This window comes from Streptomyces sp. NPDC006552, assembly GCF_040611655.1.
In the GTDB taxonomy this organism is placed as follows: domain Bacteria; phylum Actinomycetota; class Actinomycetes; order Streptomycetales; family Streptomycetaceae; genus Streptomyces.
The window spans coordinates 120,716-145,486 of record NZ_JBEXOS010000004.1; the positions used below are offsets into that span (position 1 = coordinate 120,716).

General features: G+C 69.8%; 28 protein-coding genes and 1 riboswitch. Of the genes, 14 read left to right on the plus strand and 14 right to left on the minus strand.

Translation table 11 applies throughout. The features are described 5' to 3' along the window. The first annotated feature begins 38 nt into the window (after nucleotides 1-38). On the plus strand, nucleotides 39-914 hold the full coding sequence (locus ABZY33_RS04090; RefSeq protein WP_356489880.1) for a hypothetical protein: 876 nt from the start codon (nucleotides 39-41) through the stop codon (nucleotides 912-914). A 75-nt stretch (nucleotides 915-989) separates the two neighbouring features. On the opposite strand, the gene thiC is transcribed toward ABZY33_RS04090, so the two are convergent. Beyond that, nucleotides 990-2,768, minus strand: a complete 1,779-nt coding sequence (thiC, locus tag ABZY33_RS04095) for a phosphomethylpyrimidine synthase ThiC (RefSeq protein ID WP_356489881.1) — start codon at nucleotides 2,766-2,768, stop codon at nucleotides 990-992. Then, a riboswitch (TPP riboswitch) is annotated at nucleotides 2,761-2,925 on the minus strand. It overlaps the preceding gene by 8 nt. Before the next feature lie 71 nt (nucleotides 2,926-2,996). On the opposite strand from thiC, the gene ABZY33_RS04100 reads away from it, so the two are divergent. After that, entirely contained in the window at nucleotides 2,997-4,370 is a 1,374-nt protein-coding gene (locus ABZY33_RS04100; protein ID WP_356489882.1) for a YibE/F family protein, read from the plus strand. 71 nt (nucleotides 4,371-4,441) lie between these two features. On the opposite strand, the gene ABZY33_RS04105 is transcribed toward ABZY33_RS04100, so the two are convergent. The 4 genes from ABZY33_RS04105 to ABZY33_RS04120 all read right to left on the minus strand — a co-directional run bounded on the left by ABZY33_RS04105 (nucleotide 4,442) and on the right by ABZY33_RS04120 (nucleotide 6,644). After that, the gene (locus ABZY33_RS04105; protein ID WP_356489883.1) at nucleotides 4,442-4,909 is read right to left on the minus strand and encodes an SsgA family sporulation/cell division regulator; all 468 of its coding nucleotides are present in this window, start codon (nucleotides 4,907-4,909) and stop codon (nucleotides 4,442-4,444) included. Between the two features lie 100 nt (nucleotides 4,910-5,009). Then, complete coding sequence (locus ABZY33_RS04110) at nucleotides 5,010-5,786, minus strand: helix-turn-helix domain-containing protein (RefSeq protein ID WP_356489884.1); 777 nt, start codon at nucleotides 5,784-5,786, stop codon at nucleotides 5,010-5,012. 184 nt (nucleotides 5,787-5,970) lie between these two features. Continuing rightward, nucleotides 5,971-6,183, minus strand: coding sequence for a DUF5326 family protein (locus ABZY33_RS04115; protein WP_356489885.1), 213 nt, complete (start codon nucleotides 6,181-6,183; stop codon nucleotides 5,971-5,973). Between the two features lie 143 nt (nucleotides 6,184-6,326). Next, nucleotides 6,327-6,644, minus strand: coding sequence for a cupin domain-containing protein (locus ABZY33_RS04120; RefSeq protein ID WP_356489886.1), 318 nt, complete (start codon nucleotides 6,642-6,644; stop codon nucleotides 6,327-6,329). Between the two features lie 71 nt (nucleotides 6,645-6,715). On the opposite strand from ABZY33_RS04120, the gene ABZY33_RS04125 reads away from it, so the two are divergent. From ABZY33_RS04125 to ABZY33_RS04150, 6 genes are all read left to right on the plus strand, one after another. Next, nucleotides 6,716-7,093: a phage holin family protein gene (locus ABZY33_RS04125; RefSeq protein WP_356489887.1), complete on the plus strand. Its 378-nt coding sequence runs from the start codon at nucleotides 6,716-6,718 to the stop codon at nucleotides 7,091-7,093. A gap of 9 nt (nucleotides 7,094-7,102) precedes the next feature. Beyond that, entirely contained in the window at nucleotides 7,103-7,603 is a 501-nt protein-coding gene (locus ABZY33_RS04130; RefSeq protein ID WP_356489888.1) for a low molecular weight protein-tyrosine-phosphatase, read from the plus strand. A gap of 220 nt (nucleotides 7,604-7,823) precedes the next feature. Beyond that, on the plus strand, nucleotides 7,824-8,729 hold the full coding sequence (locus tag ABZY33_RS04135) for a LysR family transcriptional regulator (protein WP_356489889.1): 906 nt from the start codon (nucleotides 7,824-7,826) through the stop codon (nucleotides 8,727-8,729). Between the two features lie 59 nt (nucleotides 8,730-8,788). Next, nucleotides 8,789-9,271: an NUDIX hydrolase gene (locus ABZY33_RS04140; RefSeq protein ID WP_356489890.1), complete on the plus strand. Its 483-nt coding sequence runs from the start codon at nucleotides 8,789-8,791 to the stop codon at nucleotides 9,269-9,271. 180 nt (nucleotides 9,272-9,451) lie between these two features. Next, nucleotides 9,452-9,988 (plus strand): DUF2269 domain-containing protein, encoded by a 537-nt coding sequence (locus ABZY33_RS04145; RefSeq protein WP_356489891.1) that lies wholly within the window; start codon nucleotides 9,452-9,454, stop codon nucleotides 9,986-9,988. Nucleotides 9,989-9,993: 5 nt separating this feature from the next. Then, the gene (locus ABZY33_RS04150) at nucleotides 9,994-10,860 is read left to right on the plus strand and encodes a GNAT family N-acetyltransferase (protein ID WP_356489892.1); all 867 of its coding nucleotides are present in this window, start codon (nucleotides 9,994-9,996) and stop codon (nucleotides 10,858-10,860) included. Between the two features lie 71 nt (nucleotides 10,861-10,931). On the opposite strand, the gene ABZY33_RS04155 is transcribed toward ABZY33_RS04150, so the two are convergent. Both ABZY33_RS04155 and ABZY33_RS04160 read right to left on the minus strand, forming a co-directional pair. After that, nucleotides 10,932-11,354, minus strand: a complete 423-nt coding sequence (locus ABZY33_RS04155) for a heme-binding protein (protein ID WP_356489893.1) — start codon at nucleotides 11,352-11,354, stop codon at nucleotides 10,932-10,934. A 272-nt stretch (nucleotides 11,355-11,626) separates the two neighbouring features. Further along, nucleotides 11,627-12,832 (minus strand): MFS transporter, encoded by a 1,206-nt coding sequence (locus ABZY33_RS04160; RefSeq protein WP_356489894.1) that lies wholly within the window; start codon nucleotides 12,830-12,832, stop codon nucleotides 11,627-11,629. A 142-nt stretch (nucleotides 12,833-12,974) separates the two neighbouring features. Between ABZY33_RS04160 and ABZY33_RS04165 the strand changes: the two genes are divergently transcribed. Continuing rightward, complete coding sequence (locus ABZY33_RS04165; RefSeq protein WP_356489895.1) at nucleotides 12,975-13,433, plus strand: MarR family transcriptional regulator; 459 nt, start codon at nucleotides 12,975-12,977, stop codon at nucleotides 13,431-13,433. Between the two features lie 43 nt (nucleotides 13,434-13,476). Beyond that, on the plus strand, nucleotides 13,477-13,929 hold the full coding sequence (locus ABZY33_RS04170; protein WP_356489896.1) for a GNAT family N-acetyltransferase: 453 nt from the start codon (nucleotides 13,477-13,479) through the stop codon (nucleotides 13,927-13,929). 144 nt (nucleotides 13,930-14,073) lie between these two features. On the opposite strand, the gene ABZY33_RS04175 is transcribed toward ABZY33_RS04170, so the two are convergent. Then, nucleotides 14,074-15,453, minus strand: coding sequence for a serine hydrolase domain-containing protein (locus tag ABZY33_RS04175; protein WP_356489897.1), 1,380 nt, complete (start codon nucleotides 15,451-15,453; stop codon nucleotides 14,074-14,076). A 248-nt stretch (nucleotides 15,454-15,701) separates the two neighbouring features. Next, nucleotides 15,702-16,586 carry a LysR family transcriptional regulator gene (locus ABZY33_RS04180; RefSeq protein WP_356489898.1) on the minus strand — a complete coding sequence of 295 codons (885 nt, stop codon included), beginning with the start codon at nucleotides 16,584-16,586 and terminating at the stop codon, nucleotides 15,702-15,704. A gap of 270 nt (nucleotides 16,587-16,856) precedes the next feature. On the opposite strand from ABZY33_RS04180, the gene ABZY33_RS04185 reads away from it, so the two are divergent. Together ABZY33_RS04185 and ABZY33_RS04190 are read left to right on the plus strand one after the other, a co-directional pair. After that, nucleotides 16,857-17,960: a M20 family metallopeptidase gene (locus tag ABZY33_RS04185; RefSeq protein WP_356489954.1), complete on the plus strand. Its 1,104-nt coding sequence runs from the start codon at nucleotides 16,857-16,859 to the stop codon at nucleotides 17,958-17,960. 261 nt (nucleotides 17,961-18,221) lie between these two features. Next, a complete protein-coding gene (locus tag ABZY33_RS04190) occupies nucleotides 18,222-18,728 on the plus strand; it encodes a hypothetical protein (protein WP_356489899.1) in 507 nt (168 codons plus the stop codon). A gap of 279 nt (nucleotides 18,729-19,007) precedes the next feature. Here ABZY33_RS04190 and dnaB read toward each other — a convergent pair whose 3' ends face one another. Continuing rightward, a complete protein-coding gene (gene dnaB / locus ABZY33_RS04195) occupies nucleotides 19,008-20,486 on the minus strand; it encodes a replicative DNA helicase (RefSeq protein ID WP_356489900.1) in 1,479 nt (492 codons plus the stop codon). 460 nt (nucleotides 20,487-20,946) lie between these two features. Between dnaB and ABZY33_RS04200 the strand changes: the two genes are divergently transcribed. Continuing rightward, the gene (locus ABZY33_RS04200) at nucleotides 20,947-22,284 is read left to right on the plus strand and encodes an MATE family efflux transporter (protein ID WP_356489901.1); all 1,338 of its coding nucleotides are present in this window, start codon (nucleotides 20,947-20,949) and stop codon (nucleotides 22,282-22,284) included. 129 nt (nucleotides 22,285-22,413) lie between these two features. Here ABZY33_RS04200 and rplI read toward each other — a convergent pair whose 3' ends face one another. The 4 genes from rplI to rpsF all read right to left on the minus strand — a co-directional run bounded on the left by rplI (nucleotide 22,414) and on the right by rpsF (nucleotide 24,138). Next, a complete protein-coding gene (gene rplI / locus ABZY33_RS04205) occupies nucleotides 22,414-22,860 on the minus strand; it encodes a 50S ribosomal protein L9 (RefSeq protein ID WP_324774709.1) in 447 nt (148 codons plus the stop codon). 17 nt (nucleotides 22,861-22,877) lie between these two features. Then, a complete protein-coding gene (gene rpsR, locus ABZY33_RS04210; RefSeq protein WP_003949403.1) occupies nucleotides 22,878-23,114 on the minus strand; it encodes a 30S ribosomal protein S18 in 237 nt (78 codons plus the stop codon). A 57-nt stretch (nucleotides 23,115-23,171) separates the two neighbouring features. Beyond that, nucleotides 23,172-23,774: a single-stranded DNA-binding protein gene (locus ABZY33_RS04215; protein WP_356489902.1), complete on the minus strand. Its 603-nt coding sequence runs from the start codon at nucleotides 23,772-23,774 to the stop codon at nucleotides 23,172-23,174. Nucleotides 23,775-23,847: 73 nt separating this feature from the next. Beyond that, nucleotides 23,848-24,138 carry a 30S ribosomal protein S6 gene (rpsF, locus tag ABZY33_RS04220; RefSeq protein ID WP_006604399.1) on the minus strand — a complete coding sequence of 97 codons (291 nt, stop codon included), beginning with the start codon at nucleotides 24,136-24,138 and terminating at the stop codon, nucleotides 23,848-23,850. 289 nt (nucleotides 24,139-24,427) lie between these two features. Between rpsF and ABZY33_RS04225 the strand changes: the two genes are divergently transcribed. Then, nucleotides 24,428-24,748 (plus strand): hypothetical protein, encoded by a 321-nt coding sequence (locus ABZY33_RS04225; protein ID WP_356489903.1) that lies wholly within the window; start codon nucleotides 24,428-24,430, stop codon nucleotides 24,746-24,748. Nucleotides 24,749-24,771: the final 23 nt, after the last annotated feature.

Here is a 24,771-nt window from a genome sequence, read left to right on the forward strand (position 1 = left end):
AACCATGCGGGCCACCAAGCCCTACGGAGCATCGGGGGATGCACATGAACAGCGCTCCGCATTTGCTGAACGAGGACCGCCCCGAGTTCGAGCGGCTCCTCGATGAGGCGCTGCGTACCGCACCCGACCGGCCTGATCTCGCCGCCGGGGGCCGGCGGCTCAACCCCGAACAACTGCGCACCATGGCGCTGGGCGCGGCCGCGATCATCAGCACGGCGGCCGCCGCCGAGTACGAGCACTACACCCAGGTCCGCGACGAGCTGCGCGCCGCGTCCGGGCCCGTCCGTCCGCCGAGCGAAGGAGGCGCCTCCAACACCGCCGGAGCGGGCGGCGGCAGCTCCCTGGGGTTCGCCGCCACGATCGGCGAGGTCGCGGAGACCACGGGGCCCGGGGTCGCCGCGGTCGCCGTCGTGCTGGCCCCGGTCCTCGCGGGGACCGCGGCCGCGATATTCCTGCTGGTCGGTTACGTCCTGAAGATGCTCAGCCCGCCGCCGGACTTCGCCGGCGCGCTGCTGTCGGCCGGCTGGGTCTTCGGGGCGCTCACGGCCGCGGGCATCCTCGTCGCCGCGGTCTGCCTGCTCCTGACGGCCCTGCGCAACGGATCGACCTCGCTGCCGGCCCACGCCCACAGCGAGGCCGACAAGGAGCTGACGCGCGCCAGAGAAGCCTGGGGCGAAGCGTTGCTGGAGCGGGGCATCCTGCCGTTCCTGCGGGAAGCGCAGGCGGTGCCGCCGGCCGGCGGGGCGCTCGGCGGCCGGAGCGGCGGCCCCAGCCGCATGCCCCAGCTCGGCTACAACCGGCCGGGTTTCAGCAGCCCCGACGGCGGCGGCACCGCCACGGGACAGCGCGCCGGCTACTCCAGCCCGGACTTCACGAGCCCGGACTACGGCGGCCCCGAGCACCGGCCCGACTGAGCGCCGGGCCGGGCACGGGGCCGTGACCGGGCTCGGGGCGCCCGCCCCGAGCCCGCTGTCCGAGACGCAGGACGGTCAGTCGGCGAGCGGCAGATAGACGCGGTTGCCCGCTTCCGCGAACTCCTTCGACTTCTGTTCCATGCCCGCCTCGACCTCGGCCTTCGTGGAGCCGTGCTCGCGGCGGATGTCCTGCGAGATCTTCATCGAGCAGAACTTGGGACCGCACATCGAGCAGAAGTGCGCGGTCTTCGCCGGTTCGGCGGGCAGCGTCTCGTCGTGGAACTCCCGGGCCGTGTCCGGATCGAGGGCCAGATTGAACTGGTCCTCCCAGCGGAACTCGAAGCGGGCGTCGGAGAGCGCGTCGTCCCAGTCCTGCGCGCCCGGGTGCCCCTTGGCGAGGTCCGCCGCGTGCGCCGCGATCTTGTACGTGATGACGCCGGTCTTCACGTCGTCGCGGTTGGGCAGGCCCAGGTGCTCCTTGGGCGTGACGTAGCAGAGCATCGCCGTGCCCCACCAGGCGATCATCGCGGCGCCGATCCCGGACGTGATGTGGTCGTAGGCCGGAGCAACGTCCGTGGTCAGCGGGCCGAGCGTGTAGAACGGCGCCTCCTCGCAGATCTCCTGCTGGAGGTCGATGTTCTCCTTGATCTTGTGCATCGGGACGTGGCCCGGGCCCTCGATCATGGTCTGGACACCGTGCCGCTTGGCCACGGTGTTCAGCTCACCGAGCGTCCTGAGCTCGGCGAACTGCGCCTCGTCGTTGGCGTCGGCGATGGAGCCGGGGCGCAGTCCGTCACCCAGGGAGTACGTGACGTCGTACGCCGCGAGGATGTCGCACAGCTCCTCGAAGTGCTCGTAGAGGAAGCTCTCCTTGTGGTGGGCCAGGCACCACGCGGCCATGATCGAACCGCCGCGCGAGACGATGCCGGTCTTGCGGTTGGCGGTCAGCGGGACGTACGGCAGCCGCACGCCGGCGTGGACCGTCATGTAGTCCACCCCCTGCTCGGCCTGTTCGACGACCGTGTCCTTATAGATCTCCCAGGTCAGCTCCTCGGCCTTGCCGTCGACCTTCTCCAGGGCCTGGTAGAGCGGCACGGTGCCGATGGGGACGGGGGAGTTGCGCAGCACCCACTCGCGCGTGGTGTGGATGTTGCGGCCGGTGGAGAGGTCCATGACGGTGTCGGCGCCCCAGCGGGTCGCCCACGTCATCTTCTCCACCTCCTCCTCGATGGACGAGGTGACGGCGGAGTTGCCGATGTTGGCGTTGACCTTCACCAGGAACCGCTTGCCGATGATCATCGGCTCGATCTCCGGGTGGTTCACATTGGCGGGCAGGACCGCGCGCCCCGCCGCGATCTCCTCGCGGACGACCTCCGGCGCGACGTTCTCCCGGAGGGCCACGTACTCCATCTCCGGGGTGATCTCGCCTCGCCGGGCGTACGCGAGCTGGGTCACGGGCTCGCCGGTCCGGCCGCGGCGCGGCTGGCGCGGCCGGCCGGGGAAGACCGCGTCGAGGTTGCGCAGCCCGCCGCGCGGCGACGTGTGCTTGATGCCGTCGTCCTCCGGACGGGCGGGCCGGCCCGCGTACTCCTCGGTGTCGCCGCGGGCGATGATCCAGTTCTCTCGGAGGGGGGCGAGCCCCCGGCGGACGTCGGTGTCGACGGTCGGATCGGTGTACGGGCCGGAGGTGTCGTACAGCGTGACGGCCTGGCCGTTGGTGAGGTGCACCTGGCGGACCGGCACGTTGAGGTCGGGGCGCGAACCCCGGATGTACCCCTTGTGCCAGCCGATGGACTTCCCGGCCTCCGGCTGTGAGCCGCTGGAGACAGGCGTGCGTGCGTCCGTTGTGGTCATGAGACCTACTCCCTACGCCGGCATTACCCGGTAACAGGTTCGGCGGTCGACGCAGCGATGTTCGTCGGCGGCGCTCCACGCTGTTTCACGTGAAACACGCCGGGACGAAGGTCAGCGCCCTCTCAGCCCGGTGCTCCGAGCTCCCGCGTGTGCAAAGGTGCCTCCACGCTAGCGTCCCTTCGGACGCGTTGAACAGAGGGCCCCTGTCGTTCTTGCGATGATCGGGCGGTGACCACCACCCAGCAGCCCCCGCCTCCGCCGCCCCAACCCCCGCACGGGCCAGGCCCGTCGGGCCCTGGCGGCGGTGGCCACGGACACGGTCATTCGCACAGCCACGGCCCGGCCGCGCCCGTCTCCCAGCACCTGCGCAAGGTCATCGCGGCCGTCCTCGTGCCGTTCTCCGTCGCGGTCGTCGTCGGTCTGGTGGTCCTGTGGCCCGGTGGCGCCCCGGCACACGAGCGCACGGGGGTCGGCTTCGACCGGCAGACACAGCAGGCCACGGTCTCCACGGTCGAGAAGGTCGACTGCAAGTCCGTGAACGCCTCGGGGGAGACCCCGACCGGCGACACCTCCACGGCTGAGGGCTCGTCGGCGCAGCAGCAGGCCACCGGCACGTGTGGGAAGGCGTCCATCCGGATCGACACCGGCAAGGACAAGGGACGCACGTTCACCGAGGTCGTCCAGCCGGACTCGCCACGCCAACTGCGTGCGGGCCAGCGGGTGATCGTGGCCTACGCGCCGGATGCACCGGAGAACCTGCAGTACTCGGTCACCGATGTGAACCGTAAGTTCCCGATGGCGCTGCTGGCCGGAATCTTCGCCGTCGTGGTGGTCGTCGTGGGCCGGCTGCGCGGTGTCATGGCTCTGGTCGCGCTGGCGGTGAGCTTTCTGGTCCTGACGCTGTTCATCCTCCCGGCGATCCTCCAGGGGTCGAACCCGCTGGTGGTGGCGGTCGTCGGGGCGAGCGCCATCATGCTGATCGCGCTCTACCTGTGCCACGGACTGACGGCCCGGACCTCGGTCGCCGTCCTCGGCACTCTCGTATCGCTGCTGCTCATCGGCCTGTTGGGCTCGCTGTTCATCGGCTGGGCGGCGCTGACCGGCAACACGGACGACAACACCGGTCTGATCCACGGCCTGTACCCGCACATCGACATGAGTGGTCTGCTGCTCGCCGGCGTCATCATCGGCTCGCTCGGTGTCCTGGACGATGTGACGGTGACCCAGACGTCCGCGGTGTGGGAGCTGCACGAGGCCAACCCCGCGATGGGCTGGCGCGGGCTGTACCGGGCGGGCATCCGGATCGGCCGCGACCACATCGCGTCCGTCGTCAACACGCTGGTGCTCGCGTACGCGGGCGCGGCGCTGCCGCTGCTGCTGCTCTTCTCGATCGCGCAGAGCAGTGTGGTCGAGGTCGCCAACAGCGAGCTGGTGGCCGAGGAGATCGTGCGCACGCTGGTCGGTTCGATCGGCCTGGTGGCCGCGGTTCCGGTGACCACCGCGCTGGCCGCGCTGGTGGTCGCCGCCGACCGGCCGGAGACCCGGGGGCGTGCGGTGGCGGCCGCGGCCCGCGGCGGCAGAGGGCGGCGGCGCAAGCACTGAGCGGCGCGGAACGGCTCGGGTGCACCGCGCTGCTGAAGCGTTACGCCGAACGCCCTGGTGACGGCCGGTGATCAGCCGGCGTTCTGCTCCTCGGCGAGGATCCGGTCGAGCGCCTCGTCGAGTTCGGCCTCGTAGTCGCAGAGGGCCTGTTCCTGGCCGAGCGGCACGAGCTTGTCGGTGCGGTCGAGGAACGCGATGAGGGGTGCGACGCCGACCCGGAACAGCGCGTGATCGCTGCCCACCTGGAGCCGGATGTGCACCTCGCCCGGCAGCTCGTCGGTGCGGCCGCCGCCCGCGCACTCCACGGGAGAGATCCGCACGTCGCCGTCGCCGGTCGCGCCGTTGACCCCGTCGACGAGCAGTTCCCGGCCGAACGCCCAGGTCACGGGCGCGTCTCCGGGGAGATGGAAGGTGAGGCGCACCGCGTAGGGGTCCGGGGACTCGTACTGCAGCTCCACCGGGATGCGGAACGAGAGTTCCTCGGAGACGAGGAAGCTCATCATGACTTCTGCCTGGACTGCCTGGACCGACTCGCGCATCGCCTACCCCGTCAACTTGCCGTCGATTGGCCAGGAATAACCTTCCTGACACTGTTCGCATCTTGCTCAACGTACACGGGGGATCACAAGGAGTGAGTTTTCAGATGCTGATAGAGAAGGAGAGTGTCCCTACGAGCTTGTCGATCTCCGCCTGAAGTCGGTGGATCGCAGGTAGCAGTTTCTCTGCTTGATGGGTAGGGAGAGAAATGGCCAAAGCCGCCGCGGTCGCACCGACGGTGACCGGCAGCGCGGCACAGACCGTCCCGAGCGCGTACTCCTGCCGCTCGATGACCGGCTCCATCCGCCCCACGGTCCGCAGCCTGCGCAGCAGCGCCCGGTCGTCACGGACCGAGTACGGGGTGAGGGACCGGGCCGGATAGCGGTCGAGGTGATCACGGCGCGCCTGCTCGTCGAGCTGGGAGAGCAGACACTGGCCGAGCGCGTGCGCGTGGCCCGTCTCCCGGAAGTCGGCCCACTCCTCGACAGCCGGAGTGGCCGGGGTGTCGGCGACGGCGATGACCTCGATCTCGCCGTCCCGGTAGAGCGCGAAGTAGACCGGCACCCCCAGGACGTCGCGCCAGTGCCGCAGCGCGTCGGTGATCATGCCGCGACGATTCTGCTGCGCGCCGCTGCTGCTCAGCCGCTCGGCCGCCGCCCCGAACACGAAGACGCCCCGCTCCTTGCGGAGATATCCCTCATGCGTGAGCGTGCGCAGCAGGTGGTACGCCGTGGGAAGGGCGACCCCGGCCTCGCGGGCCAGTTGTTTGGCGGGAGCGCCTTCACCGTGCGCGGCGACCGCCTCCAACAGGCGCAGGGCTCGCTGGACGGAGCCGATGAGCGTCTGCGGGGCGGCAGGTGGGGGATCAGCCGTGGCCAAGGTGCACTCCCGCTGCGGGTGGGTCCCCCGCGCACCCCCGGGCTCGCGGGGGCGGAGCCGTCGGAATCCGGACTTTAACCCTTGGCCACCGCTTGGTGCGGGCCTGAAGAGGAAACTTCCCCCGGTCGTGCGAACCGTCGCACCGCACAACCCTCCGGGCCCGCTACGGCGCCCCCGCCGCGCCTCACCAGTCGCTGTGCGAGGACGACCCCACCACGAACTTCCGTACGACGTAGATGAGTCCGCCCACCAGCGCGGCGAACACCAGCACCTTGAAGAGCAGGCCGATCACGAAGCCGACGACGCTGGCGATCAGCCCGCCGAACACGACCAGGGCGATGACCGGCACCGCGACCCACTTCACCCACCACGGCATGCCCGCGAATATCTCTCGCACTGCCCTCGCTCCTTCACCGTGAGTCCCGTGCCGGGACTCTCCTGACTTCCTGCACTCGATGCTGACACGGCGGGGGCCCGCGCGGGGCACCGCGACCCCTTGCCCTCCCCTGACCCGACCCTTAGGGAACCCCCGGGTCCAGGTCAGCTCTCCGGGGGAGAGAAGACCACCAGGACCCGCAGGTCCTCGCTGATGTGGTGGAACTTGTGCGCGACCCCCGCCGGCACGTAGACCACGCTCCCGCGGCCGACCTGCGTGGTCTCCATCCCCACGGTGATCGAAGCGCGCCCGCTGACCACGACATACACCTCGTCCTGCTGGTGCGGCTGCTGCGGGTCCTGCTCCCCCGCGTCCAGCGCGTACAGCCCGACCGACATGTTCCGCTCACGCAGGAACTGCAGGTACGCGCCGTCGTTGGCGACGCGCTCCGTCTCCAGTTCGTCCAGCCGGAATGCCTTCATCGCCCTCGTCGCCTCGCTGTCCCCACTTGGCACCGGCATCCACACCGGCCCCGTCTGCCACGATCAGACACATGATGAATTTCGTAGTCAAGACACTCGCCAACGCGGGGGCCCTGGCCGTCGCGGTCTGGCTGCTCGACAAGATCACGCTGACCGGCGACAGCACCGGCAAGGAGATCGGCACCCTGATCGTGGTGGCACTGATCTTCGGCCTGATCAACTTCTTCGTGAAGCCGATCGTGAAGGTTCTCACCTTCCCGCTCTTCATCCTCACCCTGGGCCTGATCACGCTGGTCGTGAACGCCCTGATGCTGCTGCTCACGTCCTGGCTCGCCGACAAGCTGGACCTCAGCTTCCACGTCGACGGCTTCTGGACGGCGGTCCTCGGCGGCCTCATCATCTCGATCGTCTCCTGGGCGCTGAACGTCGTCCTGCCCGACAACGACTGAGCCCCGGCCATGACGTACCGCCTCTGCTTCGTCTGCACCGGCAACATCTGCCGCTCACCCATCGCCGAACACGTCTTCCGCACCCGCGTCGAGGAAGCCGGTCTGTCCGGTGCCGTCGCGCTCGACAGCGCGGGCACCGACGGCTGGCACGTGGGCGAGGGCGCCGACCCCCGCGCCGTCCGCGTCCTCCAGGAGGGCGGCTACCCCGCCGAGCACACGGCCCGCCAGTTCCGGCGCGACTGGTTCGACCGCCTCGATCTCGTCCTCGCCCTCGACGCGGGCCACCTGCGCACCCTGCGCCGGCTGGCACCGACCCCCCAGGACGCGGCGAAGGTGCGCCTGCTGCGCTCCTACGACCCCGCGGCCGGCCCCGACGACCAGGACGTCCTGGACCCGTACTACGGCGACCTGAGCGGCTTCGAGGAGTGCTTGCGCATGGTCGAGGCAGCGAGCGACGGCCTGCTCGACGCGGTGCGGGACGCGGTGGACGGCCGCGGCGCGCGGCCCTGACCAGGGCGGGGCGGGGGGCCGCGCACCTGCCGCCCCCCGCACGACGGACGGCCCGAGCCTCCCCCCTCGTGGCTCGGGCCGTCCCGGTTCTGCGCGCGAAGAACCGCGCTCACAAGGCTAGTTGACTCTGTGTCAGTGTCCAATCACGTGGGCGACAGAGCCCTATCGACTTATTTATAGTGGGGCGCGGCCCTGAGCCGGAGGGGAGGCACGCGTCACGATGGATCTCGCTCTGCTGCGCACCTTCGTGACGGTCCATCGCGCAGGGTCGTTCACCCGCGCCGCCGCACTGCTGGGACTCTCGCAGCCCGCGGTGACCTCCCAGATACGGACACTGGAACGACAGCTGGGCCGCCCGCTCTTCCTGCGTCAGGCGCGCGGTGTCACGCCCACCAGCATCGGGGACGAGCTCGCGCACAAGGCGGCCCCGCACCTCGACGCACTCGTCGAGATCACCGAGGCCGGACTCGACGAGGAGTCCGCCGTCCGTACGCTGCACCTCGCGGGGCCCCCGGAGTTCACCGCTGAGCGCGCGCTGCCCGCCTTGACCGCCCTGACCCGGGACGACGGCCACAGCATCGCTCTGCGCGCCTCCTTCGGCACCGCCGAGGAGTCGGTCGAGGGGCTCGCCGCCGGACATCATGATCTGGCCATCACCACGGCCCGCCCGCGCGGCGCCCTGCTCATGGCGGCTCCGCTCTGTGACGAGGAGCATGTGCTGGTCGCCGGAGCCCACTGGGCCGCCCGGATCGGCTCCGGCATGGTGCACCGGGACGCGGCCCCCTCGCTGGAGAAGTTCCCGGTGGTCGAGGTCCACGAGTCGCTGCCGCTGGTCTCCCGGTACTGGGTTTCCGTCTTCGACTCCCGCCCCGCCGTCTCCGGCACGGTCGTGGTGCCGGATCTGCGTGCGGTACTGGCGTGCGTGATCGCGGGAGCGGGCCTCGCCGTCCTGCCCCGCTATCTGTGTGCGCCCGCTTTGGAACGCGGCGAGATCGTGGCGCTGCTGGATCCGCCGGTACCTCCTCTGCGCACGTACTTCCTCGTCGTACGCACCGGCACCCTCGCCCTGCCGCACATCGCGCGGGCGCACGAGTGGCTCCTGCGTGCCGCGGCCGACTGGTCGTGAGAGACGACTGACCCGACTCGGAATGTTTCACGTGGAACCGACCGGGCCACATTTCTCCCATGACCGTCCGACCCGTGGTCAAGCGCACCGCACGCGCCGTCCTACTCGATGGCGACGACCTCATCCTGATCAAGCGCACCAAGCCCGGCGTCGATCCGTACTGGGTCACCCCTGGTGGCGGTGTCGAACCGGAGGACCCGACCGTCGTGGACGCCCTCCACCGGGAGGTGCACGAGGAGCTCGGGGCCAAGGTCACCGACGTGGTGCCCTGCTTCGTGGACACCGTCGAACACATCGGTGAGGACGCCACGACGACCGGCGTGAAGGTCCAGCACTTCTTCGTCTGCCGCCTGGAGTCCATGGACCTGGACCAGCGGCACGGCCCCGAGATCGATGAACCGTGCGGTGAGTACGAGATCGTCCGGGTGCCCTTCACGCGGGTCGGCATCGCCTCGGTCCACTTGGTACCGCTCTCCCTGCGCCACTACCTTGACGGCAACATCGAGGGAGTACGGGCGATGCACGCCCCGGACCTCGGCTGAGCCGCTTCCGTCCAGAGCCAGGGCCCGACCTTCCTCGTCGGCGTGCGCGGCCCGCCACCGGGGACTTGGCCCGCGACGGTCAGCCTTGAGGAGCCTCCCGACCCGTACGCCGGGACGAGTAGGCCCGGTTACTCCCGCCGGCAGACGCGTGCTGAGCCCGTCCCCGGCACCGTGTTTCACGTGAAACTTCGCCGCCGCCCGCGCCGGGCGCTCCTCGTCGTCCACGTGACCGCTTCCGCCTCCTGGCTCGGCGTCACGCTCGGGCTTCTCACGCTCGCCGTCACCGCGACGGCGACGGGGGCCGGCCCTGCCGTCGAAGCCTCGGCCCGGGCCATGAAGCTCTTCGCTGACTGGCTGGTGATCCCGGTCGCCCTGCTGACCCTGGTGAGCGGTCTCCTGCTCTCCCTCGGCACGCCATGGGGGCTGGCCCGGCACCGGTGGGTCTACATCAAGTTCTGGCTCACTCTCGTCACGACCGCGGCATCGGTCTTCGCTCTGCGGCCCGGCGTCGACGACGCCGTGGTGACGCTCTCCGCCGGTGAGGCACTCACCCGCCCGACGGATCTGCTGGCCGGCCCGATCGTCTCCCTGACCTCCTACGTCTTCATGACGGCGATCTCCGTCCTCAAGCCCTGGGGCCTGACCCGACGTGGCCGAAAGCATCGGGCCAGTGCGCGCAAAGCGGTGGACGCCACCGGGCTCCGTCCGACAGCCTGACCTGCGTGTCGACACCTTCCCTCTCCGACCTGCCCATCCGCCGCCTCACCCCGCGTGACGTGCGCGCGTGCGCCGACCTCTCCGAGAACCGTGGCTGGCCACGCGAGGAGCACAAATGGGGCCTGCTGCTCGCGGCGGGCACCGGCTACGGCATCGATGACCCGGCCGGCGGACTCGTCACCGTCTGCGTCCTGACCGAGTACGGGCCCGGGGAGCGGGCCGAACTCGGGGCGATCGGCATGGTCCTGGTCGCCGAGCGGTACGCGCGCCGCGGGGTCGGCAGACGCCTGATGCGGTACATCGTCGAACGGGCGGGCACCACGCCGCTGACGCTGCACGCGACGCCGTACGGGCAGCCGCTCTACGAGGAGCTGGGCTTCAAGGTCACCGGACGCGCCGAGATGGTGCGGGGCCGGTTCGTCGCCGGTGGCCCGGCGCCCGCGGTGGCCACCCGACCGGCCACCGCGGAGGATCTGTCGGCGATCCTGCGCCTGGACGCCGAGGTGTTCGGGGCCGACCGCACGCACGTCATCGCCCGCCTTCCCGCCTTCGCGGACCAGCTGCGCGTCGCCGAGGACGGCGGTGAACTCATCGGATACGCGGCCGCCTGGCCCAACATGGACACCCACGTCATCGGCCCCTTGATCGCCCGTGACACCGAAACCGCCACGTCCCTGATCACCGGACTCGCCGCGGGAACCGACCGGCCGCTACGGACCGATGTCGACGTACGCCACGACGCCCTGCTGTCCTGGCTCAAGGAGCGGGGCCTGGACGGCGTCGCCATGAACACCGTGATGAACTACGGCGCCGCGGAGCTGCCCGGCGACTGGGCACGCCGTTTCGCACCGCTGACGGTCGCCGCCGGCTGAGCAGCGCGACGGGCCCGCCCCGAGCGCCGCTGTGCCGCGGCCGCTCCGGGCCCGATGCCGGGTGCGGTCTCTCAGGCGAGGGACTGCGCGGCCGTGGTGGCGAAGCCGTGATCCTGGTCGGGGGTGCCCCCACCGACACCGATCGCGCCGATGAGGTGGCCGCCGCGGTGGACCGGGAGCCCGCCCGCGATGAACAGCAGCGGCCGGTCGAGCGCCGTTTGCAGGCTGTGGAACGGTCCGTCCGGCTTGACCAGGTCGACGAGGTCGGCGGTGGGCGCGTTCAGTTGCAGGGCGGTGTAGGCCTTGCGCGTGCTGGTCTCGCCGGAGATCAGCACGGCGCGCTCGTCGCGACGGAAGGCGAGCAGGTGCCCGCCGGCGTCGAGCACGGTGACGCTCACGGTGACTCCGGCGGCCTCGGCGGCACGACGGGCCGCATCGACGAGCGTCTCGGCGTCCTGGATGGTCAGCGGGGCGATGCGAGTGGTGCTGCTCATGGGGGATCGGGCTCCTTACGGGTGGTGCAGGCTGAACATCGGGGGGCGTGCGCAGTGGACGGGCTTGGCGTGCCGTCGCTCGGTCAGCTGGGCGAGAGGTGACCGGCCGCGGGCCGGATCGGCGCGCCATTGCGCGGTACGGGCTGGTCGAGGTGGTCCTCGGTGGTGGACGGCGCGGCGTGCTGTCGCTCGGTCAGGCTGGGCGTTAGGTGACCGGTGCTGGACCGCGGCTCGGCTAGCCGCAACGCGGTCCAGGCTGATCGGACGGCCGCTCAGTGGTGGACCGGCTCGGCAGGCCGCCGCTCTGCGCCGGTGACGGCCACGTCATGCTCGGGCGCACGTCGCTCCAGCGCGGCCGAGACGACGGCCAGGACGAGCGCGCTCGCGGCGAGGACGGCGCCGACCCAGTTCGGGGCGGTGTAGCCGAGGCCCGCGGAGATCACCATGCCGCCGAGCCAGGCGGAGAGGGCGTTGCCGAGGTTGAAGGCGCCGATGTTGACCGCCGAGGCGAGCGTGGGCGCTCCGGAGGCCTGGTCGAGGACGCGCTTCTGCAGCGGCGGCACGGTCGCGAAGCCGAGTGCGCCGATCAGGGCGATGGTGACCGCGGCGAGAACCTTGTGGTGCGCGGTGACGGTGAACAGGCCGAGCACGAGCGCCAGGGCACCCAGGGAGACATACAGCAGCGGCATCAGGGCTCGGTCGGCGAACCTTCCGCCGACAAGATTGCCGCCGACCATGCCGAGGCCGAAGAGGACCAGCAGCCAGGTCACCGAGCCGTCGGAGAACCCGGCGACGTGCGTCATCATCGGCGCGATGTAGGTGATGGCCGCGAAGACCCCGCCGAAGCCGAGCACGGTCATCGCCATGGCGAGCAGGACCTGCACGTTCTTGAACGCGGCCAGCTCATGGCGCAGTTGCACCCCCGCGGGCTTGGGCAGGTCCGGTACCAGCTTTGCGATACCGACCAGTCCGATGACCCCGAGTGCCGCCACGATCATGAAGGTGAAGCGCCACCCGAGGGACTGGCCGACGAGGGTGCCCAGGGGCACGCCGACGACGTTGGCCACGGTCAGGCCGGTGAACATCATGGCGATCGCTCCGGCCTTCTTCTGCGGAGCGACCAGTTCGGCCGCGACGACCGAACCGATGCCGAAGAAAGCGCCGTGGGCGAGCGAGGCGACGACCCGGCCGACCAGCATCACGGCGAAGACCGGTGCCACGGCGGAGAGCAGGTTGCCGACGATGAAGAGGCCCATCAGAAGCATCAGCATGCGCTTGCGGGAGGTCCGGGTCCCCAGGACGGTCATGAGCGGGGCGCCGAACATGACGCCGAGGGCGTATCCGGTCACCAGAAATCCGGCCGTGGGGATGGAGACGCCGAAGTCACCCGCGACCTCCGGGAGCAACCCCATGATCACGAATTCGGTGGTTCCTATCCCGAAAGCCCCGATCGCGAGGGCGAGAAGCGCGAGCGGCATGGGTTCACCTTCCAGACTGTTGCAAGTGCGCTTTACGAGACCTCACAATAATTGCAGACGCTGGCTAATTGCAAACGCGGGCAATCGCGGAGCATCGACTACGCTGGTGTACAGCCGCGCCGGGACGGAGGATCCACGAGCCATGACCGCGACAGACCCCGCACTCACCGCCCTCTCCCAGGGCTGGTGCGCGCTCTCCCTGCTCCACGGAAAGATCGAGGCCCACATCGAGCGGGCCCTACAGGCCGGGCACGACCTCAGCGTGCGCGAGTACTCCCTGCTCGACGTCCTCAGCCGTCAGCACGACGGGGAGGGCGGCCACCTGCAGATGAAGCAGGTCGCCGACGCCGTCGTCCTCAGCCAGAGCGCCACCACCCGCCTGGTGACCCGCCTCGAGGACCGGGGGCTGCTGCTGCGCTACCTGTGCCCTACCGACCGGCGCGGCATCTACACGAACGTCTCGGACGCCGGCCTCGAACTGCTCCGGGCTGCCCGCCCCACCAACGAGAAGGCCCTGCGTGAGGCCCTGGACACCGCGGCCGAGAACCCCGAGCTGGCACCGCTCGTGCGGGCCGTCGAAGAGCTGCGCGTCCCCGCGTGACGTCCCGGGACGTCCTGCCGCACCGGTCACCTAGGCTGCCGTCATGGCAGATCTTGAGATAAGAGTGGCCGCGGCCGAGGACGTCCCGGCGATCGTGGCCATGCTGGCCGACGATCCGCTGGGCGCCCGTCGTGAGTCACCGGAGGACCTGGCACCCTATCTCGCCGCCCACGCACGGCTCGCCGCGGACCCGAACCAGCACCTCGTGGTCGCCGTACGCGCGGACCGCGTGGTCGGCACCCTCCAGCTCACGGTGGTCCCGGGCCTCTCCCGCAGGGGCGCCACCCGCTCGATCATCGAAGGCGTGCGCATCCACGCGGACGAGCGGGGCAGCGGGCTGGGTACGCAGCTGATCGAATGGGCCGTCGCCGCATCGCGGCGCCAGGGGTGCCAGCTGGTCCAGCTGACGTCCGACGCGACCCGCACCGACGCCCACCGCTTCTACGAGCGGCTCGGTTTCGAGGCCTCCCACGTGGGATTCAAGCTGCAGTTGTGACGAGCCCGCCCCTACGCCCGGTCGTCGAAAACTCCATCAGCCCCAGCGCCGGAAGCACGCGGACCGGTTTCACGTGAAACACCAGGCAGGCCCCGTTTCACGTGAAACGGGGCCTCTTCGTGAAGCGGGCTGTCCCGCATGGCCCTACCTCGGCAGTCCCCGCCAGCCCTCCGCGTCCACGCCGCCCGGCACCGGAGTGTTCTGGCCGTACGGCTCCCGCGTGAAGACGAACGACCCGAGGTCCAGGTGGCTCACGGAACCGTCGGGCCGCCGCACAGCCTGGAGCACCTCCCCCGCGTAGTACCCGTCGAGGCCGGTCCAAGTGCCGTCACCGTTCGGCCGGAACCGGGAACGCCGCCCACCACCGGCCGCCGGGCCCAGGTCCACTCCGCCATCGGCTGAAAGCCGCAGCGCCACGACCTGGGTCCCCCAGTACCAGGGGCCGACCAGCTCCAACATGCCGGCGTCGACATCGGCGAGCGGCCGCCAGGGCGCGGGGATGCGCGGCTCGGCCTCCGCCACGATCTTCAGCAGATCGGCAGCCACCGTAGGGGCCGGCACCCCTGAGGTGCAGTTGACGAGCGTGGCCGCCGCGAGCCCGTCCTCCTCGCACAGCCACAGCCCCGCCACGAAGCCGGGCAGGGAACCGGTGTGGCCCACCAGCGTCCGGCCGTCCCGGCGCAGCACCTGCGTCCCGAGCCCGTACGACGCCTCCCAGTCACCGGGCACGACCGGCGCCGCCGGTGTCCGCATCTCCCGTACGGACTCCGCGCTCAGCACCCGCTCGTCCCCCGTGGCCAGGAAGAACGCGAAGGAGGCCAGGTCACGGGCGGTGGACCAGAGTTGCCCGGCAGGTGCCATCAGACCGAGGTCCTGGCTCGGTTCCGGCAACAGGACATCTGCGTACGGATGCACGGCCCAGCCCCCGGCGTGCGGCGCCTCCGGTGTGCAGCTGGTGCGGGTCAGGCCGAGCGGTTGAAGGACCTCGCGGCGCAGGGCCTCCTCCCAGGTGATCCCGCGCACCGCTGCCACCAGCGAGCCCAGCAACGTATAGCCAGGATTGGAGTAGTGATGGCGGCGCCCGACCGGATGCCGGAAGGGCTGCTCACCGAGGACCTCCGCGAGGGTCGGGCGGAGCGTGGCGGACGAACGCTCCCACCACTCACCCGGTGTCTCGGCCGCCAGCCCACCGGTGTGCGCGAGGAGTTCGGCGATCGTGACCTCACCCGCGCCGGTCCCGGGGAGATGCTTCTCCAGCGGGTCCCCGAGATCCAGCAACCCCTCGTCGCGAAGCCGCAGGACGAGCACGGCGGTGAAGGTCTTCGTGATCGAACCGATCCGGTACTGCACGTCCTCGTCCGGCCCGTGGCCTTCCACCGAAGTACGCGAGCCGGACCACACCAACTCCCCGTCCCGGGCGACGGCGGCGACGAGAGACGGGGCACGCCCGTCCCGCTGCGCGACAGCGATGCGGTGCAAGAGGGCACGTCGAGTGGCAGGCAACAGCTCTGCGGGAATGGTCATGGCCCCAGTCCACCCCGCACACCGGACCGCGTCGAGCCGATTTCACCAGCGGCGGACCGGGCGACCGGTCCGACCGATCGTGTAGGCCCCCATTCAGACTGTCCCGTTCAGTTGAGGCGACCTGGTTTTCTCTGGCCGTCTCATTTAAGGGACACAGCACTTCTATCTCGCGATCTTGGCCCTTGCTTGCCTGCCGGTACCTTGAGCGCACACTCGCTATTAAGGCGAAGCTCGCCATGCCGAGGGGGTCAGCCGACGACGTTGCGCAACAGGTCCCGCAGTTCCAGTGCCGCTGGCAGAGGGGTGGCGGGCAGGGCCGCGTGGAGGGTGCGGCGCAGGGCGGGGTCGGCGAGGCGGCACAGGACGACTTCATCGGGGACGGCGCAGGCGGCCAGGGAGGGGACCAGTGCAACGCCGAGTCCGGCGGCGACGTAGCCGAATTTCCCGGTCCACTCCGCGATCCGGATGATCTTCTGGGGGGTGAAGCCGGCCCGCGCGCAGGCGTCGGCGAGCATCGTCGGGCGGTCGCCGTAGGCGCTCTGTACCCAGGGCTCGTCGCGTAGTTCGCGCAGGTCGACCGTCCCGGCCTCGGCCAGACGGTGCTCGCGTGGGAGGGCGACGAGCAGTTCGTCCTCGTACAGAACGGTCGTGGTGACGCCGTCGGCAGACGGCAGCCCGGAGGGATAGTCGCTGACGATGGCGAGGTCCAGCGCCCCGTCCGCGAGGCGCCGCATCAGCGTGTCGGTCGGGCCCTCGACCGCGACGACCTCGACGTCCGGCCTGGTCTGCTGGAGGGCGCGCAGGGCGGTGGGCAGCAGCTGGATGTTGGCGGTGGCGAACGCACCCACGTGCAGCAGTCCGCCGTGGCCCGCATGCAGCACGGCCAGTTCCCGCTGCGCCCGCGCCAGCCGGTCGAGCACCTCCACGGCGTGCCGGTGCAGCGCCCGCCCGGCGGGATTGAGCCGCACGCCACGCGGCAGCCGCTCGAACAGGGGTCCGCCCGCCTGCTGTTCCAGCGTGGCGATCCGCCGGGACACTGCGGACTGTGTGTAGTTGAGCCGGTCGGCGGCATGCGTGAACGACCCGGCCTCGGCCACGGTCACGAGCAGCCGCAGCGCGTCGATCTCGAACATGTTCCTCCCGTCACCAAGACCCTCACCCGGCCATTGATCAGTCGGCCATCTTGCCCGAACACATTCCTCTGGCGCATAGATTCCATGCAAACCAGTCGCTGGTGTAATGCCTGGCCCGGTCCTAGCGTCGTTCACGCGGCGGCGCACCGGAGGGGAGCGCGCCGCCGCCCCAATCACCCATGAGACCCAAGGGGGAAGTGTGTTGTCGCGACAGGGACTTGAGCAGGGGTGGGGCCGGTGACCCGGGGGTCCGCGCTCGCCCTGGCGGCGATGCTCGCAGATCTTGAGGAGCTCGTCGCCTGCGAGTCCTTCTCGGCAGACCATGCGGCGGTGGCGCGCAGTGCCGAGGTGGTCGGCGCCCTCGGCGCGAGGCTGCTGGGGGCCGAGCCGGAGACGATCGTGATCGACGGGGTGACCCATCTGCGGTGGGCCTTCGGCACCCCGCGGGTACTGCTGCTGGGCCACCACGACACAGTCTGGCCCATCGGCTCGCTTGAGGACCGTCCCTGGTCGGTGGCCGACGGGATCGCCCGGGGGCCCGGAGTGCTGGACATGAAGGCGGGTCTGGTGCAGATGTTCCACGCGCTGGCCTCGCTTCCCTCCCCTGACGGGGTGTGCGTGCTGGTCAACGGGGACGAGGAGGTCGGCTCCCCGACATCCCGGAAGATGATCGAGGAGGCGGCGCGGGCGTGCGGGGCCGCCTTCGTACTGGAGGCGGCAGCGGACGAGGCGGGTGCGCTCAAGACCGCCCGCAAGGGCACCTCACGGTACGAGGTCGTGGTGCACGGCAGGGCCGCGCACGCCGGGCAGGAGCCGCACCGGGGGGTCAACGCCGCCGTCGAGGCCGCTCACCAGGTGCTGGCCGTCGCCGGTATCGGGGCCGCGATGGGCGCCGTCGGTGCCGCCCACCCTGTCCTGGGCGTCTCGACGGTCACGCCCACCCTGCTGTCGGCCGGCAGCGCGCGCAACACGGTGCCCGCACGGGCGCGGGTGTCGGTGGACGTGCGCGTTCCGACCACGGCGGCGCAGGAATGGATCGATGGGCTGATCCGGGAACTCACTGTGCGAACACCCGGCGCCCGGTTGGAGATCCGGGGCGGTGCGCAACGGCCGCCCATGGAACCGGAGTCCTCCGCCGAACTGTTCGCCCTCGCTTCCCGCCTCGCCGCCGAACTGGGCCAGGAGCCCCTGCGGGGGATCGCCGTCGGCGGCGCCTCGGACGGCAACTGGACCGCGGCTGCTGGCTGCCCGACGCTGGACGGCCTGGGCGCGGTGGGCGGCGGCGCCCACGCGGACACCGAGCACGTCCAGATCGCGCGGATGATCCCCCGCGGCCTCCTCCTCGCCCACCTCATCGGCAGGGCGCAGCGATGAGCCGGCCCGCTCGGGCGGCCCGCAGAACGCCGAATCCAGCAGATCACCGACAGATGCTCTCCCCCTGGGGGCGGAGCAGGCAGCCGAGGCGAGCAGCGACGAAAGGATGACGGGCACCGCACCTGACTATGGCTCAACTTATCGCGGAGACCCAGCCATGGCCCGCCCGTCACCGGCGGGACTCCGCGCGAACACGGCAAGGGCTTTCCCTCTGACGCTGTGCGTCCACATCGTAGTTTCTTCCAAGGAAGGCAATCGATCGTGCAACAGGACATGAACGGGTTCGGGATCGGCCTGGGCGAGCGGCTCGGGAGTTACCCCATAGCGGGCGTCGGAGGCGGTCTCCTGCAGTTGGCGCGGCGCAGCGTCGTGGCACTGGCTGCCGTCCTGCTCTTCCTGCTGGTCGTCCGCAGACCGCCGGCGGCGTTCGCCAAGGGTGCCTTCATCATGGCCGTGGTGCTCGCCATCTACGGTCTAAGGCTGGCATGGAGTCGCGGTACTGCCAGGCTCGGGATCAGCAGGTGCTGTCTCCACACGGGCGGCCTGGTCGTCACCAACCTGACCGGCGGCGTGCGGGATGCGGTGGCGTGGAGCAACGTGAGGGTGCTGAATCACCAGATCGGCACCATGTCCTTCCTGATGGTCTGCCACAGGTTCGAGATCGAGCGGGACGGTTCCCCAGCCCTGGCGTTTCTGGCCCTCGGACAGAAGCCTGCGTTGGCAGAGGTTCTGCTGAACCTGGCGGCAAAGAACGGCATTCACCGCTGAGCCGCCGTAACGGCTACGGTCACGGCGGCGCCGACGCTCACCGTCTGGTGCTTCCCCGCGCAGCGAACTTGGAGCGAGGCCCCGGCCTCGATCAGCTGATACATCTCCACGATCGTGTCGGAGAACGCCATTCCATAGGTCGAGACCGGGATCTGCACTACTACGGGCGAACGATTCAGACAGGAGTTCGTCTCACTGTGCTGTCCCTTGGGCCAGAAAAAGGCCACCGTCAATGAGAAAGGGACATCGGAAATGCGAACCCCTACAAAATCGGGCCCCTCAGGTCTGCGCCATGTCCACGAAGCGTGAGTAGTGGCCCTGGAAAGCGACCGTGATGGTGGCCGTCGGACCGTTACGGTGCTTGCCGACGATGATGTCGGCCTCGCCCGCGCGCGGGGACTCCTTCTCGTACGCGTCCTCGCGGTGGAGCAGGATGACCATGTCCGCGTCCTGCTCGATGGAGCCGGACTCACGCAGGTCGGAGACCATCGGCTTTTTGTCCGTGCGCTGCTCGGGACCACGGTTCAGCTGCGAGAGCGCGATCACCGGAACTTCCAGCTCCTTGGCCAGCAGCTTGAGGTTTCGCGACATGTCCGACACCTCCTGCTGACGGCTCTCGGACCGCTTCGACCCGCCGGCCTGCATGAGCTGCAAGTAGTCGATGATCACGAGCTTGATGTCGTTGCGCTGCTTGAGCCGACGGCACTTCGCGCGGATCTCCATCATCGACAGGTTCGGGGAGTCGTCGATGTACAGCGGTGCGGCCGAGACCTCGGGCATCCGGCGGGCGAGTCGCGTCCAGTCCTCATCCGTCATCGTGCCGGAACGCATGTGGTGCAGAGCCACGCGCGCCTCGGCGGAGAGCAGGCGCATCGCGATCTCGTTGCGCCCCATCTCCAGGGAGAAGATGACGCTGGGGAGGTTGTGCTTGATCGACGCCGCCCGCGCGAAGTCCAGCGCGAGCGTCGACTTGCCCATGGCGGGACGGGCGGCGATCACGATCATCTGGCCCGGGTGCAGGCCGTTCGTCAGCGAGTCGAAGTCCGTGAAGCCGGTCGGCACACCGGTCATCTCGCCGCTGCGCGACCCGATCGCCTCGATCTCGTCGAGGGCACCTTCCATGATGTCGCCGAGCGGCAGGTAATCCTCGCTCGTGCGCTGCTCGGTGACCGCGTAGATCTCGGCCTGCGCCTTGTTGACGATCTCGTCGACGTCGTCGTCGGCCGCGTACCCCATCTGCGTGATCCGCGTACCCGCCTCGACCAGGCGACGCAGCACGGCGCGCTCGTGGACGATCTCCGCGTAGTACTCGGCGTTCGCAGCCGTCGGGACGGTCTGGACGAGCGTGTGCAGATACGATGCGCCGCCGACCTTGTTGATCTCCCCGCGCTTGGTCAGCTCCGCGGCGATGGTGATCGGGTCGGCCGGCTCGCCCTTGGCGTAGACGTCGAGAACCGCCTGGAAGATCATCTCGTGAGCCGGCTTGTAGAAGTCGGCGCCCTTGAGTACCTCCACGACGTCCGCGATCGCGTCCTTGGACAGGAGCATGCCACCGAGCACCGACTGCTCGGCGCCCAGGTCCTGCGGCGGTACCCGCTCGAAGGTGGCCGGCCCGTCGTCCCAGGCGTCGCCTTCCCGGCCGCGCTCGTGCTCGTCACCCCGGCCGCGGCCACCGTTACGGCTCTGCCGGGAAGAAGGCAGGCGGTCACTGGGACCGCTGTCGGCCCAGGGGTCGTCCAAGGGCTCGGAAATACTCACCGGGCCACCTCCTCCCGTCCGCCGAGCGGACCTCGCCGTGCCTCACATTCCTACGGCACGACACTGACAAAACTAGGGGCCCGATTCCGGTTCTGACGCGTCGGTTTCTCGAGGTTTCCGGGGCCGGAGGACACGGTGGGCGCCGCCCCACGGTAGGCCCGTCGGCACCGTCAGCCAATCTGGTTATCCACAGGCACTGTGGACGACGGGCCTCTCGCTGTGGAGAACTCGGGAAAACCTGTGCACGACCCGGTGGACAGGCCTGTGAACAAGCCCTCAGCCGTTCCACCACAACCGGCCTGACCTGCGCATACCCCGTCCACTGGCTGTGCAGAAGAAAAACTTTCCCGGTCAGCCCAAGATCCACGAAAGCCCCCTTCCACGACGCACACGAACCCGCCACACGTAAGGATCGCAGGCCCGTTGCATCTCTTACCTGTGGAAGATTAGATTGGTGCCCATGACACAGGCTTCCGTGACACCCCGCGCCGCCCGGCGCCGGCACGACCGAGAGATCGTCGCCCTCGCCGTACCCGCCTTCGGCGCACTCGTCGCGGAGCCCCTCTTCCTCATGGCCGACAGCGCCATCGTCGGGCACCTCGGCACGGCCCAGCTGGCGGGACTCGCCATCGCCTCCGCGCTCCTCACGACAGCCGTCAGCATCTTCGTCTTCCTCGCCTACGCCACCACGGCCGCTGTCGCACGCCGCGTCGGCTCGGGTGATCTGCGGGCAGCGATCCAGCAGGGCATGGACGGAGTCTGGCTCGCCCTCCTCCTGGGCGCCGCCGTCATCGCGATCGTCCTGCCCACCGCTCCCGGCCTGATCGCTCTCTTCGGCGCCTCCGACACGGCCGCGCCCTACGCCGTCACCTACCTGCGCGTCTCCGCGCTCGGCATCCCCGCCATGCTCGTGGTTCTCGCTGCCACCGGCATCCTGCGTGGCCTGCAGAACACCAAGACCCCGCTGTACGTCGCCATCGCCGGTTTCGTCGCCAACGCCGCGCTCAACCTCGGGCTGGTCTACGGCGCCGGCCTCGGTATCGCCGGATCCGCCTGGGGCACCGTCATCGCCCAGGTAGGCATGGCCGCCGTCTATCTGGTCGTGGTCGTCCGCGGAGCCCGGCGCCACGGCGCCTCGCTGCGCCCGGACATCGCCGGCATCCGGGCCTGCGCCCAGGCCGGCGTACCCCTGCTCGTCCGTACGCTCTCGCTGCGCGCCATCCTCATGATCGCCACAGCCGTGGCCGCCCGGCTCGGTGATGCCGACGTGGCCGCGCACCAGATCATCCTGTCGCTGTGGAGCCTGCTCGCTTTCGCCCTCGACGCCATCGCCATCGCCGGCCAGGCCATCATCGGCCGGTACCTCGGCGCCGACGACGCGGCGGGGGCGCGGGACGTCTGCCGACGCATGGTGCAGTGGGGCCTCGCCGCGGGTGTGGTCCTCGCCGTCCTGGTCGTCGCCACGCGTCCCGTGTACGTCCCGCTGTTCACCAGTGACCGGACCGTCCAGGACGCGGCCGTGGGCGCCCTGATCGTGGTGGCCCTCGCCCAGCCGCTCTGCGGCCTCGTATACGTGCTCGACGGCGTCCTGATGGGCGCGGGGGACGGACCGTACCTGGCCTGGGCCATGATCGTCACCCTCGCGGTCTTCACCCCGGTGGCCTTGCTGGTACCGGTACTCGGCGGCGGCCTCACCGCCGTGTGGGGCGCCATGATGCTCATGATGGCGATGCGCACGGTCACCCTGTGGACGCGCTATCGGTCCGGGCGCTGGGCGGTCACCGGCGCGACGCGATGAGCCGACCCTGTGGACGCGGGGCACCGTTTCACGTGAAACGGTGCCCCGCACCGGCACACCACACGCGTGTGGGGCCGCACCCCGAAGGGTGCGGCCCCACATCTGCTTCAGCTCTGCTCAGCGCAGGCCTCAGGCAGCGACGACCTCGACGTTGACCTTGGCGGCAACCTCGGGGTGCAGACGCACGGACGTCTCGTGGGCGCCCAGCGTCTTGATCGGCGAGCCCAGCTCGACACGGCGCTTGTCGATCTTCGGGCCACCGGCAGCCTCGATCGCCGAAGCGACGTCAGCCGGGGTGACAGAACCGAAGAGACGACCGGCGTCGCCGGAGCGGACGGCCAGACGGACGTTCACACCTTCGAGCTTGGCCTTGATCTCGTTGGCCTGCTCGATCGTGGCGATCTCGTGGATCTTGCGCGCACGACGGATCTGCGCGACGTCCTTCTCGCCACCCTTGGTCCAGCGGATCGCGAAGTTCCGCGGGATCAGGTAGTTACGGGCGTACCCGTCCTTGACGTCGACGACCTCGCCGGCGGCACCGAGGCCGGAGACCTCGTGGGTAAGGATGATCTTCATGTTTCGGTCACCCTTCCTTATCGCGCGGTGGACGTGTAGGGCAGCAGCGCCATCTCACGGCTGTTCTTCACGGCCGTGGCGACGTCACGCTGGTGCTGCGTGCAGTTGCCGGTCACGCGGCGGGCACGGATCTTGCCGCGGTCGGAAATGAACTTCCGCAGCATGTTCGTGTCCTTGTAGTCCACGTACGTGACCTTGTCCTTGCAGAAAGCGCAGACCTTCTTCTTCGGCTTGCGCACAGGCGGCTTCGCCATGGTGTATCTCCTGTGTGATCAAGAAGTGGGGGTACGGCCCACCCTCGGCCCGAGGGCCTAGAAGGGGGGCTCGTCCGAGTAGCCGCCGCCGGAACCGCCAGAGCTTCCGCCCCAGCCGCCACCGCCGCCGCCCTGCTGCTGACCGCTGCCGCCGGCCGGCGCACCGGTCGCCCAGGGGTCGTCGGCGGGAGCCCCGCCGCCACCCTGCTGCTGACCGCCGCCGGAGCCACCGCTCCAGCCGCCGCCCTGCTGGCCGCCGCCGGCGCCGCCGCCGTAACCGCCCTGGCCACCGCGGCCGCTGGTCTTGGTGACCTTGGCCGTGGCGCTGCGCAGGCTGGCGCCGACTTCCTCGACGTCCAGCTCGTAGACCGTGCGCTTGACGCCCTCACGGTCGTCGTAGGACCGCTGCTTCAGCCGGCCCTGCACGATGACGCGCATGCCTCGCTGGAGCGACTCCGCGACGTTCTCCGCCGCCTGACGCCAGACCGAGCAGGTCAGGAACAGGCTCTCGCCGTCCTTCCACTCATTGGTCTGCCGGTCGAAGGTGCGGGGAGTGGACGCGACACGGAACTTCGCGACCGCCGCACCGGAGGGGGTGAAGCGCAGCTCGGGGTCGTCGACAAGATTGCCGACGACCGTGATGACGGTCTCGCCTGCCATGGGGTACCTCTCGGCGGGTTTGCTGCGGACTGCTTGCTGCTACTCGGATCCCAGGACCGCTGAACTAGGAAGTTCAGTGGGTCTCGGGACGGAGGACCTTGGTCCGGAGGACCGACTCGTTCAGGTTCATCTGCCGGTCGAGCTCCTTGACGACCGCAGGCTCGGCCTGCAGGTCGATGACCGAGTAGATGCCCTCAGGCTTCTTCTTGATCTCGTACGAGAGACGACGACGGCCCCAGGTGTCGACCTTCTCGACCTTTCCGTTGCCCTCGCGGACGACGGAGAGGAAGTTCTCGATCAGGGGGGAGACAGCACGCTCCTCGAGATCGGGGTCGAGGATGACCATCACCTCGTAGTGACGCATGTGGAACCCACCTCCTTTGGACTCAGCGGCCACGGTCGTTCCGTGGCAGGAGGGTTGTTATGCGTGAGCGACGGTATCGGCGACCACTGACAATCGGTCTCCCGGAGGGAGAACCGAGCGGATCAGTGGGTACTAGTCCCTCGTAGGGACACGTGCAGACACCGTTGCAGACGGTACAGACTACCCGCCCCGGGGCTTCCGGTTGAAATCCGGCAGCAGAGGCCCGCAATCTGTACACGTCGGGTGTGTATGGCGCTACGATGCGCCGCCTTCCGCAGGAGGTGCCCTCATGGCACAAGCAATGCGACCGCACAGCACCAACGCAGGCTCTCTTCTCGCCTCGGACGGAAAGCCCCATCCGGTCCCGGACACGCTGCTCGCGGTGACCGCGGTGCTCGGGATCATCGCCCTCATCACCTCGATCTGGCACAACCTCCACCTCCTCAGCTCCTGGACCGGCCTGATCGGCATCCTCACCGGCGCCTACGGCCAGTACGTGTCGGAGACGACCCGGGAACGCTTCGCCCTGATCCTGGGTCTCGGCGCCTCGGCCGTCGGCTTCTTCATCGGAATGGCCCACGGCGGTCTGTTCGGCGGCATCCTCGGCTGAGGCCAGCCCCCTCAAGGGGGTCG